This is a genomic window from Sphaerisporangium sp. B11E5 (assembly GCF_039871875.1).
GTDB lineage: Bacteria > Actinomycetota > Actinomycetes > Streptosporangiales > Streptosporangiaceae > Sphaerisporangium.
Genome location: NZ_JBDPMD010000001.1, coordinates 533117 through 545218, shown reverse-complemented (window position 1 = coordinate 545218; position 12102 = coordinate 533117). Strand labels below are relative to the sequence as shown.

Genomic DNA, 12102 nt, shown 5'->3' with positions numbered 1-12102 from the left:
TACACCCTGGGGCTGGTGCCGGGGACGCGGGACTGGCCGGCGCAGACGCGGCGGCAGCGGGCGGCGGAGGTGTACGGGCTCAGCGTGGAGCGGTTCCGCAAGGACCGGGAGCGGCTGATCCTCGGGCTCACGAACTAGTACGGCTTCCCGCGAAAGATTCACCACGCCACCCCCTCCCCAAACCACTCCGCCCCCGCCTCACCACCCCCCTGCCTCCCGCCGGACACCGGCCCACCTCCACCACCCCCAGCCCTCATCCCCGCGAAAGCCGCCAACCCGGTTGTCAAGCGGACAGACCTTGGTCACCGGTACCTCTGGACGGTGTGCGCGGCTGCCGGGCGGCGAGGAACTGGTGGGAACATGGCGGCATGCCGGGTCCGGCGGTACCGAATCATGGGGAACTGGTGGCGGAGATCCGGATGGTGCGGGAGAGGGGGCTGCTGCGGCTCAATCAGGTGCGGCTCCCTGCTTTGGAGGCCGCGGTCACGGTGCTCGGGTTGCCGGCGGCGGAAGGGTTGCTCGGGTCGTCGATCATCAGGCTGCTGGAGCGGGTGCTGGGGCGGCTGGGTGGCGGCACGTTGGGTGAGGCGACCGCGTACACCCTGGGGCTGGTGCCGGGGACGCGGGACTGGCCGGCGCAGACGCGGCGGCAGCGGGCGGCGGAGGTGTACGGGCTCAGCGTGGAGCGGTTCCGCAAGGACCGGGAGCGGCTGATCCTCGGGCATGTGGCCGAGACGATCCTGGCGCTGTGCGCGGAGGCGGTGTCCGCCCCCGAGGAGGTGGACGTGCCGGCCGTGGGCGGGGCGCGGCGGCTGGTGGCGCGGGCCGGGGACGCGGACGTGGTGATCACGCTGCATCGGGGACCGGTGGAGACGCTGCGGGGGATCGACGTGCTGGTGTCGTCGGAGAACATCTATCTGGAGATGGCGAAGACCTACCGGTCGTCCTTGTCGGCCACGCTGCGCAACGTGGCGGCGCGGCGGGGAGAGACCGGTGACGTGGTGGACGACGTCCTGCAGCGGGAACTGCGCGAGTGGCTGCGCGCCCACGGCCGCGAGGGCACCCCGGTGGCCCCGGGAACGGTGGTGGCCACCTCTCCCGGCGAACTGGCCCGCCAGGGAGTCCGCCGGGTGTACCACGCCGCGACCGCCGTCCCCCGCCCCGGCACCGAGGGCTACACCGTGGAACCCGCGGCGGTCCTGCGCGCCGTCCGATCCGTCTTCGCCCTGGCCCGCTCCGAACGCGACCGCTTCGACCCCCCGCTCCGTTCCCTGGGCCTCCCGTTGTTCGGCGCCGGCCGCGCCGGCCTCCCCCCGGAGACGAGCTTCGCCTACCTCTGGGCCGCCCTGGAACCGGAACTCTCCACCTCCGGCCCCTGGGACATCCACCTGATCACCAGAAGAGAACGCACCGCCACCGCCGTGATCAGCGCCCTCCTCCCGCCCCCCGACGACCTGGCGAAGCCAGGCGGCCCCACCCCGACACCCCCCACCACTCCCTCCTCCCCTTCGTCCCCCGCTCCACCGCCGCCACCACCCGGCGCCCCTCGGCGGCCGTCTGGGAACCCTTCACCGCCCGCAGGGGGCGCGTCGGCGGTCGTCCGGAGCGTGGAACCGCAGGCCAGGGGTGGGGTTTCGCCGTCTGGCGCGAGAGCGGGGCCGTTTGGCGCGTTTTGGGTGCCGTCTGGCGCAGACGGAGGGCCGTCCGGCGCATGAGGGTGGAGGAGAGGCGAGGGGGTGGGGCGAGGGGGCTGGGCGAGGAGGTGTGGGAATTTCATGCAGTTATTGCGACGGATTTGAGTATTTGGTTGGTTGATTGCGGGTCGCGGGGCGGGCGGTTTGCGGGCACGGTGGTAATTAGACGGGGCTGTGGGGCAGGCCGGAGGGGGCGCCGCGGGGGTGCGGACAGGAAGCCGATTCGCGGTCCGAGATATATGCTTTGTAGATCAATGGACCTTTTGCCGTTGATATCCCCTACCCAGGTGAACCGCAGAACCGACCGAGGAGGTTCCAGGGTGTCGGCGCAGGAAAGACGGCTTTCGGCGATCGGCGAGGCCGCGGCAGGGGTCCTCCGCCACACCGACTACCATCTGGTGCGCGCCGAGGACGTCGCGGCGGCGGTGCGGCTGTCCAGGGAGGGACAGAGCGGGCGGCGCAGTGCCGTGTGGCTGTACAACGAGGTGAAGAGCCGGCGGGTACTGGTCGCCCTCGCCATACGGCACGCCTTCGCCGAGTTCGCCGAGCGGAACGGGCCCCTGGAGCCGCCGGGCACGCCGGGAAGCCTCGTGGAGGCGCGCGACCTCGTCACCCAGGCGTTGCTGGTGATCGCGAGGTTCCATCGCGCGGAGTCGTTCCTGACCCGGCAGGTGCAGCTCGGCATCGGCGACATCGCGACGTCGGAGAAGCGGCAGACGGCGCCGCAGGGGCCCCCGGCGTGGCCGGGAGACATCGGCAAGGTCGCGGCGGCGGGGTGGTCGGGACGGGTCATCGCCTACGCCGAGCATCTGGCGCCGGTGCTGGAGGCCGCGGCGACCGCGGTGTGCCTGCCCACGGCCAAGTGGGTGCGCGAGAGCGCCGAGAAGTTGTCCCATCTGGCCTTCGACGCGCTGACCGACGACCCCGAGGGGCCGGTGGACCGGCAGGCGGCGGCCCTCAGCGCCCACTGGTACGAGCGCCACCTGGTGCCCCTGGCCGGCACGTGGATCCACGACCTGGACGTGGCCGAGCGCGCCAGGGACGTCGCCCGGCGCACGGGCGCGGGCACCCGGGCCGAGTCCGACGCGCAGGCGGGCGTGGTGCGGGCGCTGCTGGACACCGGCATCCTGCTCGAACGGGCCGCGCGGGAGGCCGCGGAGCTGACCCGTCTGTTGTCGCTGCCCGAGGCGCGCACCGAGAACGACCTGCGCGCGCGGTGCGACGTGCTGAGCCGCCGGGGCCTCGCGCTGCTGCGGTTCGGCGACCTGGAGGCGGCCAGGGAGAGCTTCGAGTCGTCCCTGAAGATCGCGGAGAACGAGAAGGAGCCGTTCTGCCCGGCCGGCGAGGCGTCCTCGTACGCGGCGCGGGCGCGCAACAACCTCGGCGAGGTGCTGGTCGAGGAGGGCCGCCCGGTGGAGGGCGGCGCGCACATCGAGCAGGCGCGTACGGCCCGCGCCGACGCCGCCTCGCGTACGGCGGGGGTATCGGCCGCGTGGCGCCGCTACACCCTGACCGCCCAGGCCGCGGCGCGCGCGACGGTCCGTTCCGGCCAGGTGGTGAAGGGCGTGCGGCTGGCCGAGGCCGTGGTGGCCGACCGGCGCGAGCGCCTCGGCGAGCTCGGCGACATCAACGTGGTGGCGGCCCGGGTGTCGCTCGGCGAGGCCCTGCTCGAAGCGGGCCAGCCGGTGGAGGCGCGCCACCTGCTCCAGGAGGCGGGGCGGCACCGCGCCGACCTGATCCAGCCGATCGCCTACTGGCCGGGCCACGACGCGGTGCGGCTGGCGCAGGCCGAGCTGGCGCTGGAGGACGGCGGCTCGGCGCTGCGGGTGCTGGAGCGCTCTCCGGTGCTGGACGAGTGGTTCGCCCGCAACGTGTCGTTCCGGCTGTGGGCCGAGGCCCGGGTGACGCAGGCGATGGCCTTCTCGCTCGGCGACGAGCACGCCGAGGCCTGCCGGTCGCTGGACGAGCTGACCCGCCTGATGGCGGGCGCGCGGCCGGACGCGCTGGTGCTGTCGGCGTGGCGGGCGCTGGCCGAGGTACGGCTGCGCGCGGGCGACCCCGTGGGGGCCCTGGTGCCGCTGGAGCGGGCACGCGCGGCCGAGTCCCGGCCCGGCGACCCGCCCGGGCGGGCCCGCACCCTGCTGCTCGCGGCGCGCTGCGCGGACCTGTGCGGCGACCCGGTGACCGCCGCGCGGCACCGCACGGCGCTCTCGGCCCTGAGGGACGACGGGCTCGACCCCGCCCACCCCGTGCTGCTGGAGGCGCGCTTCGACGAGGCGCACCGCCGTTTCGAGGAGGGCAGGTTCGACGGCCTGGACGAGCTGCTCGCCCCGCTGCTGGACCGCACCCCCCTGGCCCACAACCGCCCGCCCCTCGGCGACGGCCACCCCCTGCTGTTCCGCGCCGTGCTCCTGGCCGACCACAGCGGCGCCGTGCGCATGCCCCAGGCCCCCCGGCAGGTCCTGTGGGAGGACGTCTGACCCACGGCCGGGACCGTCAGGGCTACGGGTGGTAGACCCGGCCCGGGTCGGAGGAGTGGGTGGACAGGCTGGTGCGCAGGCAGCGCATGGCGCGGCCGACCTCGGCCAGGCCCGGCACCACCCCGTCGGCGGGCTCCTCCTCGGGGGCGGGCGGGCGGACCGTGCCGCCCGCGCGGAGGTTCTCGGCGATGTCGTCCAGGGAGCGCACCACGATCTGGACGGCGTCGCGGGCGGGTGGGCGGCCGCCGTGCTCGGCGCGGGTGACGGCGGCGGCGACGGCGTCGGCCACCTGTTCCAGGGCGGCCATCGCGGGAAGCCACGTGGTGACCCTCCGGCTGATCACCGGCGGTTCCGCCACCGCCCGCTGGAAGACCGTCCGCAGGTCGGCCAGGGCGTCGTAGGCCTCGCGGTGCCGGACCGGGCGCACGGGGTCGCCGGGGCGGAACGCGTGCCGCAGGTAGCGGGCCGTGGCGCACACCGCGTCGGCGAAGGCCGGCCCGACGGGGGCGTACCAGCTCGCGGGCCAGAACAGGTAGCCGAGCACCAGCACGATGCCGCAGCCGATCAGGGTGTCCTCCAGGCGGATCAGGGCGAGCCGGGGGCCGGCGTGGGTGAGCAGGTCCACCAGCAGCACCACCAGGGGTGCCTGGAAGGTCGACATCATGCCCCAGTTGCGTTGCTGGCCGTACGGCAGCAGCGCCGCGAACACCGCGATCGCGACCACCAGCCCCGGGCCGACCGGCACCACCGTCAGCACCGCCGTCCCGATGAGCGCGCCCACCACGGTGCCGATGCCCCGCTGCACCGCCCGGGTGAACACCGACCCGAAGTCGGGCTTCAGCACCAGCGCCACGGTGAGCATCACCCAGTAGGAGCGCTCCAGCCGGTGCAGCTCGGCGAACACGGCGGCCGCCCCCATGCACAGCGAGAGCCTGATGACGTACACCCGGGTGAGGTGGCCGTACAGCATGCCCTCCCACACCGCCCGCACCCGGGCGGCGCCCCCGGCGACCTCGCGCGGCTCCTCGGCCGGGCCCGTCTCCCCGCCGGACACCAGCGTGACGGCCTGCCCCACCCCGTCGCACAACGCCCGCATGGCCGGGGTGTCGTACGGCCCGTACGGCGGCCGGGGCGGCGGGGCCCGCCCGTCCAGGGCCGCCGTGACCTCCTCGACGGTGCGCGCGAGCCGCGCCGGGGGCACCGCGCCTTCCTCGGTGAGGGTGACCACCGCGTTGCGGATCAGCGTGGCCTGGTTGAGCAGGGCGAGCAGGCGGAGGCGCTCTGGGTCGGTGCCCGCGGCGGCCGAACGGGCGCCGAGCACCGTGTCGTACCCCTGCTTCACCGCGGTGTCGAGCGCGGCCAGCCCCCCGGCGGGGTCGCGGAACAGCCGCCCGAGGGCCCGGTAGGCGTCGAGCACCGCGAGCTGCTCCCCCGCCCTCGGATGCAGGGGCCAGCCGGACAGCACCATCAGCAACGCCCACAACCCCCCGCCGAGGTACGTGAGCGACCCGAGCAGCGGATGGTCGCTGAGCCGCACCCCGGAACCGATCACCGTCATCACCACGAGCTGGAGCCCGGCGAGCGACCCCGCGCCCCCGGTCGTGCTGATCAGCGCGGACACCGCCGCCACCACCACGACCGCCGGCACCAGCCACCAGCCGGACCCGCGCAGCGCGTCCCCGATCACGTACCCGGCGGCGCCGCCGAGCGCCGCGCCCGCCATCCGCGCGGCACGCCCCCGGTACGACCCGCCCCGGTCGGCCAGGGACGCGGACATGGCTCCCATCGAGGGCAGCAGGCCGAGCGTCACGTCACCGGCGAGCATCCCCGCCACCAGGGGCCCGGTCACCGCGACGGCGGTGCGCGGGATGGCCCCCCAGCGCAGGCGCCCCGGCATGGGCCGCACCGTCTCCACCAGCCAGCCGGGTGCCGCGTCGGCCAGCCGTCCGACGTGGTGGCGGAACGGGAGACGCATGGGACGGTCAGCGGATCAGCTTGTCCAGGCGGATCGGCAGGTCGCGCACCCGCACGCCGGTGGCGTGGTGCACGGCGTTGGCGATCGCCGCGGCGGCGCCGACGATGCCGATCTCGCCGATGCCCTTGCTGCCCATCGGGTTGAGGTGCGGGTCCTCCTCGTCCACCCAGACCGCGTCGATGTCCCGCACGTCGGCGCAGGCCGCGATGTGGTACTGGGCGAGGTCGTTGTTGAGGTAGTCGCCGAACTCGGTGTCCAGCACGCTCTCCTCCAGCAGGGCCATCGACAACCCCATGGTCATGCCGCCGATGAACTGCGAGCGCGCCGTGCGGGGGTTGAGCACACGCCCGGCGGCGAACACGCCGAGCATGCGCGGCACCCGGGTCTCCCCGGTGTCCACGTCCACCGCGACCTCGGCGAACTGCGCGCCGAAGGCGTGCCTGGCGTACTTCTCCTGCGCCTTGACCTCGTCGGCGGTGTCGGCCGAGGCCTCGACGCCGGACGGCGGCACGGCCCCGTCCCGCGCCGCGAGCTCGCGGTTCAGCGCCTCGCAGGCCCGCACCACGGCGGTCCCCCAGGAGGCGGTGCCCATCGAGCCGCCCGCGATGGCCCCGAGCGGCAGGGCGCTGTCGCCGACCTCCACCCGCACGGCTTCGAGCGGCGCGCCGAGCGTGTCCGCGGCGATCTGGGTGAGCACGGTGCGGGCCCCGGTGCCGATCTCGGCGGCGGCGACGCGCACGGTGTACACGCCGCCCGGTTCGGCCAGCGCCGTGGCACGCGACCGCCTGCGGATCACGGGGTAGGTGGACGAGGCGACGCCGGTGCCGACGAGGAACCGGCCCGACCGCCGCACCCCGGGCCGCGGGTCGCGTCCCTGCCAGCCGAACCTGCGGGCACCCTCACGCAGGCAGGCCACCAGGTTGCGCGAGCTGAACGGCAGCCCGCTCTCGGGGTCGGCGGCCGGCTCGTTGCGCACCCGCAGCTCGACCGGGTCGACGCCGCAGGCGATCGCCAGCTCGTCCATGGCGGACTCCAGCGCGAACATGCCGGGCGCCTCGCCGGGGGCCCGCATCCACGTCGGGGTCGGCACGTCCAGCCGCACCAGCCGGTGCGAGGTGCTCCGGTGCGGCGCGGCGTACATGACGCGGGTCGCCGCCGCGGCCTGCTCGGCGAACTCGCCCAGGGTGGAGGTCTGCTCGATCACGTCATGCGTGATCGCGATCAGCCGGCCGTCCGGTTCCGCGCCGAGCCGCACCCGCTGGATGGTCGGGGTGCGGTAGCCGGTGACGGAGAACATCTCGTGCCGGGTGACCGCGACCTTGACGGGGCGGCCCACCTGCTTGGCCGCGAGCACGGCCAGCACCACGTGCGGGTGCGGCGCCAGCTTGGAGCCGAAGCCGCCGCCGACGTACGGCGAGACGACCCGCACCTGGGCGGGCGGGATGCCGAACAGCGACGCCAGCCGGTCGCGCGACGCGCCGGCCCCCTGCGTGGAGTCGTAGACCGTGAGCCCGTCGCCGTCCCACAACGCGACGGAGGCGTGCGGCTCCATGGGGTTGTGGTGCTCGGCGGGCGTGCGGTAGGTCTCGTCCACCACGACGGGCGCCGAGTCGAGCGCCGCCTCCGGGTCGCCTGCCACGGTGTCGCTGGGCAGGCCGGGGTTGACGCGCCCCGGCCGGTACAGCCCCGGGTGGCCGGGGCGCAGTTCGACGTCGTGCGGCTCGGCGTTGTACTCCACGTGCAGCGTCCTCGCCGCCTCGCGCGCCTGCTCGTACGTCGTGGCGATCACGGCGGCGACGTACTGCCCCCGGTAGGCGACCCGCCGGGACTGCAGCACGGCCAGCTCGGAGTCCTCCCCGGTGGCGAGCCGCGGCGCGTTGGCGTACCACATCGCGGCGATCACCCCGGGCCAGGTGAGCACGGTGTCCACGTCGACCCGGGTGACCTCCCCGCGCGCCACGGTGGCCTGCACCGGCACCGCGTACACCGGCGACGCGGGGGCGTTCTCGTAGGCGTACCGCGCCTCGCCGGTGACCTTGGCGAGGCCGTCGACGCGCTCGACGGGCACGCCGAGGTGGCGGGGTCGTGTGACGGTCATCGTGCCTCCGGTGCGGCGAGGTCGGTGAGGTCGGTGAGCACGCGGACCAGCAGGTTCCTGGCCAGGGGCACCTTGTAGGCGTTGCGTGGCAGGGGAACGGCCTGGTCCAGCTCGGCCAGCGCCGCCGCGGTGAACGTGTCCCCGGTGGCGGGCGCGCCGCGCAGGACGCGCTCGGCCTCCCATGCCCGCCAGGGGGCGTGGGCGACGGCACCGAGGGCGACCCGGCAGTCACGCACCGTGCCGTCGGCGACGTCCAGCGCGACGGCGGCCGACACCACGGCGAACGAGAACGACGCGCGGTCGCGGACCTTGCGGTACACCGAGCGGGCCGCGAACGGCAGGGCGGGCACCTCCACCGCGGTGATCAGCTCACCGGGTTCGAGGCGGGTGTCGCGGGAGGGGTCGTGGCCGGGGAGGCGGTGCAGGCCGGGCATCGGCACCTCGCGGGGGCCGCCCGGCCCTTCGACGCGCACCACCGCGGCGAGGGCGGTGAGCGCCACCGCCAGGTCGGAGGGGTGGGTGGCGACGCACTCCTCGGAGTGGCCGAGGATCGCGAGGTTGCGGTGGTCGCCGTCGCGGGCGGGACAGCCGGTGCCGGGTTCGCGCTTGTTGCACGGCTTGGTGACGTCCTGGAAGTAGGAGCAGCGGGTGCGCTGCAGCAGGTTCCCCGCCACGGTGGCCATGTTGCGGATCTGCCCGGAGCCCCCGGACAGCAGGGCCTCGGCGAGCACGGGGTAGCGCCGCCGCACCAGAGGGTGCGCCGCGAGGTCGCCGTTGCGGACGGCCCCGCCGATCAGCAGGCCGCCTTCTGGGGTCTCTTGCACGCCGGCACCCGCCAGGCGGGACACGTCGATCAGCGCCTCCGGGGTGGCGACCCCGAGCCGCATCAGATCGACGAGGTTGGTGCCCCCGCCGAGGTACACGGCCCCCGGCCGCTCCCGCACCGCCGCGACGGCCGCCCCGGCGGTGGCGGGCCGCTGGTAGGTGAAGGGCCTCACGACGCCGCTCCCCTGACCGCGCGGCCCGCGGTGCGGGAAGGGCCGCGGGGCGTCATGGCGCCACCTGGCGGATCGCGGCGACGATGCCGGGGTAGGCGCCGCAGCGGCACAGGTTGCCGCTCATGCGCTCGCGGATCTCGGCGTCGTCGAGGGCGGGGGTGGCGGTGAGGTCCTCGGTGACGGCGCTCGGCCACCCGTCGGCGGCCTCGGCGAGCATGCCGATCGCGGAGCAGAGCTGGCCGGGGGTGCAGTAGCCGCACTGGAGGGCGTCGTGCTCGATGAACGCCCGCTGCAGCGGGTGCGGCACACCGTCCCTGGCCAGCCCCTCCACGGTGGTGATCGCGCGGTCGTCCACGGTTACGGTCAGGGTGAGGCAGGACTTGACGCGGCGCCCGCCGGCGAGCACGGTGCAGGCGCCGCACTGCCCGTGGTCGCAGCCCTTCTTGGTGCCGGTGAGGCCGAGACGCTCGCGCAGGGTGTCGAGCAGCGTCTCGCGGGTGTCGACGGTGACCGGGTAGGTGGCGTCGTTGATCGAAAGCCGGAGTTCCGCGGTGATCGGGGCCGGGGCGGCGTCGTCTCGGGTCGTGTTCGCTTCGCCGTTCACCCGCGCTGCCCTACCCGTCGGCGGGTCTGCACTACCCCACGAATTTCACAAAGCCGTTCACCAATGACCCGGTTGGCACGCCGCGCCGGGCTGTTGTGAAATATGTCTGGCCGGCGCGCGGCCGCGACGCCTCGACCGACAGGAGACTTCCCCGTGGGCACATCGGAGCGACCGGACCGCGACGAGGAGGCCGGCACCCAGGAGCGGCAGGACGTCGTGGGCGCCCGCATGCGCCGGTTCCGCAAGGAGCGCGGCATGACCCTGCGCGGCCTGTCCACCCGCTCGGGGTTGTCGATCGGCTTCCTGTCCCAGGTGGAGCGAGGCATCTCCTCCATCGGCCTGACGGCCCTCGCCGGGGTCGCGGCGGCGCTGGACCGCGGGGTGGCCGACTTCTTCGAGCCCGGGCAGGCGGACGGCGAGCAGGGTGCCACGGTGGCCCGCCTGCCGTCCCACTTCACGCTCACCCGCGCCGAGACCCCGGCCACCGAGTACGTCTCGGGCCAGCAGACCTACCGCATGCTGTCCGCGCGCGGCCCCCACCTGGTGCTGGAGCCGCTGCTGGTGAGCATCGCGCCCGGCGGCCGCCGCGAGGACGCCTACGGCCACGCCGGCGAGGAGTTCGCCTACGTGCTCTCCGGCGAGCTGCTGTACGAGGTGGACGGCGTCGAGCACCGGCTGCGGGCGGGCGACAGCGTGCACCTGCGCTCCACGGTGCCGCACAGCATGTACAACGACACCGATCAGGTCACCACGGTGGTCTCGGTCGTCACCCCCCGCCTGTTCTGAGCGTCCGGGGATCACGTTCACAGCGGTGTTCACTCGCATAGAATTCCGGTGAAATGCCCTGCGGGCGGGACACGAGGGCCGGGCGGCTTTCCGGGGTACGGACGGAGCGGGACCGTGGACGCGATGGACTGGGCGTTGCTGACCGAGCTGCAGGCGGACGCCCGGCTGTCCTACAGCGAGCTGTCCCGCCGGGTCCACCTGTCGGCGCCCGCGGTGGCCGAGCGGGTGCGGCGCCTGGAGGAGACCGGCGTGATCGCCGGGTACCACGCCCGGGTGGACCTCGCGCGGGCCGGGCGCAAGGTCAGCGCGCTGGTCCGCATGTCGTGCTACGGGGTGCGCTGCGTGCTGCGCGACGAGACGGCGCTCGCCTGGCCGGAGATCGTCGAGGTGCACCGGGTGACCGGCGACACCTGCTGCCTGCTGCGCGTCGCCACCACCTCGATGAGCGCCTTCGAGGAGCTGATCGACCGCCTGGCCCCCTACGGCCAGCCGTCCAGCATGATGATGCTGTCCAGCCCGCTCCCCTGGCGCGCCCTCACCCCGCCGGAGGGATGACCGCGCGCCGGGAAGCGCCGGGGAGCCGCGGGAGGGCCGTCCGCCCGGCTCGCGGACACCGGCCCGGCGGGGTGGCCCCGGCAGGAGGGCTCAGCCGCAGCCCTCGAACTGTGGCACGGTGTGGTTCAGCTTCAGGCCGGACTTGGCGAACCACTTCTCCAGCAGCTTGGACGCGGTGCCGTCCTGGTACATCTCGGTGAGCGCCGTGTTGACCGCCTCGCAGCCGTCGATGTCGCCGGTGCGGATGCCGACGCCGTACCGCTCGTCGCTGAACGGCGCGTTGACGATCCTGGTCTGGCCGGTGGAGAAGCCCGCGAGGATCAGGTCGTCGGTGGACACCGCGTCGAGGCGCCCGGCCAGCAGGTCGTCCACGCAGGTCTTGTACGACTTGGACTGCACCAGCTCGACGGGGATCTTGCGCTCCTCCTTGACCCGGCGCCAGGAGTTGGAGCCGGTCACCTCGCACAGCCGGCGGCCCCGCAGGTCCCGCACGTTGTCGATGCCGCTCTCCGCCGCCCGCACCAGCGTGTCCTGGTGGGCGACGTAGTAGGGCCCGGCGAACGACACCTTGGTCTTGCGCTGCGGGGTGATGGAGTAGGTCGCGAAGACGAGGTCCGCGAGGCCCTGCTGGAGCATGGTCTCGCGGCGGGCCGAGGGCGCGTCCACGAAGCTCACCGGCTTGCCGAGCCGCCGCGCGACCTCGCGGGCCATGTCCACGTCGAAGCCGGTGTACCCGCCGTCCGCCTTCATGCCGAGGCCCGGCTGGTCGGGTTTGACCCCGATCACCAGGGAGGGCTTGTCGAGGATCGAGTTGCCGCGGGCGCAGCCGCCGATCAGGGAGAGCACGGCCGTGAGCGCCAGCGCGCCCGCGAGGACGCGGCGGCCGGGCCGGTGGGGTGTGGGCATCCGATG

General features: G+C 74.5%; 9 protein-coding genes. 4 read left to right on the top strand and 5 right to left on the bottom strand.

From position 1 onward, the window contains the following. The first annotated feature begins 404 nt into the window (after nucleotides 1–404). Together ABGB17_RS02100 and ABGB17_RS02095 are read left to right on the top strand one after the other, a co-directional pair. The gene (locus tag ABGB17_RS02100) at nucleotides 405–1715 is read left to right on the top strand and encodes a hypothetical protein (protein ID WP_347625956.1); all 1311 of its coding nucleotides are present in this window, start codon (nucleotides 405–407) and stop codon (nucleotides 1713–1715) included. Between the two features lie 299 nt (nucleotides 1716–2014). After that, nucleotides 2015–4174, top strand: a complete 2160-nt coding sequence (locus ABGB17_RS02095; protein WP_347625955.1) for a hypothetical protein — start codon at nucleotides 2015–2017, stop codon at nucleotides 4172–4174. Between the two features lie 22 nt (nucleotides 4175–4196). Here ABGB17_RS02095 and ABGB17_RS02090 read toward each other — a convergent pair whose 3' ends face one another. Genes ABGB17_RS02090 through ABGB17_RS02075 form a run of 4 tightly spaced genes read right to left on the bottom strand, consistent with a single transcriptional unit; the run spans nucleotide 4197 to nucleotide 9801 of the window. After that, nucleotides 4197–6149, bottom strand: coding sequence for an FUSC family protein (locus tag ABGB17_RS02090; protein ID WP_347625954.1), 1953 nt, complete (start codon nucleotides 6147–6149; stop codon nucleotides 4197–4199). 7 nt (nucleotides 6150–6156) lie between these two features. Continuing rightward, a complete protein-coding gene (locus ABGB17_RS02085; RefSeq protein ID WP_347625953.1) occupies nucleotides 6157–8247 on the bottom strand; it encodes a xanthine dehydrogenase family protein molybdopterin-binding subunit in 2091 nt (696 codons plus the stop codon). Beyond that, entirely contained in the window at nucleotides 8244–9245 is a 1002-nt protein-coding gene (locus ABGB17_RS02080; RefSeq protein WP_347625952.1) for a xanthine dehydrogenase family protein subunit M, read from the bottom strand. The genes ABGB17_RS02085 and ABGB17_RS02080 overlap by 4 nt, the downstream gene beginning before the upstream one ends. 52 nt (nucleotides 9246–9297) lie before the next feature. Next, nucleotides 9298–9801, bottom strand: coding sequence for a 2Fe-2S iron-sulfur cluster-binding protein (locus ABGB17_RS02075; RefSeq protein ID WP_347625968.1), 504 nt, complete (start codon nucleotides 9799–9801; stop codon nucleotides 9298–9300). A gap of 201 nt (nucleotides 9802–10002) precedes the next feature. Here ABGB17_RS02075 and ABGB17_RS02070 point away from each other — a divergent pair, with 201 nt between their 5' ends. After that, nucleotides 10003–10635 carry a cupin domain-containing protein gene (locus ABGB17_RS02070; protein ID WP_347625951.1) on the top strand — a complete coding sequence of 211 codons (633 nt, stop codon included), beginning with the start codon at nucleotides 10003–10005 and terminating at the stop codon, nucleotides 10633–10635. A gap of 123 nt (nucleotides 10636–10758) precedes the next feature. Then, complete coding sequence (locus tag ABGB17_RS02065) at nucleotides 10759–11190, top strand: Lrp/AsnC family transcriptional regulator (protein WP_347625967.1); 432 nt, start codon at nucleotides 10759–10761, stop codon at nucleotides 11188–11190. 90 nt (nucleotides 11191–11280) lie between these two features. Here ABGB17_RS02065 and ABGB17_RS02060 read toward each other — a convergent pair whose 3' ends face one another. Then, on the bottom strand, nucleotides 11281–12096 hold the full coding sequence (locus ABGB17_RS02060; RefSeq protein ID WP_347625950.1) for a glutamate ABC transporter substrate-binding protein: 816 nt from the start codon (nucleotides 12094–12096) through the stop codon (nucleotides 11281–11283). Nucleotides 12097–12102 lie beyond the last annotated feature (6 nt).

Excerpts from the sequence above, each read along its gene's own strand:
- ABGB17_RS02090 (WP_347625954.1), bottom strand. The coding sequence starts at position 6,149 with ATGCGTCTCCCGTTCCGCCACCACGTCGGACGGCTGGCCGACGCGGCA.
- ABGB17_RS02085 (WP_347625953.1), bottom strand. The coding sequence starts at position 8,247 with ATGACCGTCACACGACCCCGCCACCTCGGCGTGCCCGTCGAGCGCGTC.
- ABGB17_RS02065 (WP_347625967.1), top strand. The coding sequence starts at position 10,759 with ATGGACTGGGCGTTGCTGACCGAGCTGCAGGCGGACGCCCGGCTGTCC.
- ABGB17_RS02060 (WP_347625950.1), bottom strand. The coding sequence starts at position 12,096 with ATGCCCACACCCCACCGGCCCGGCCGCCGCGTCCTCGCGGGCGCGCTG.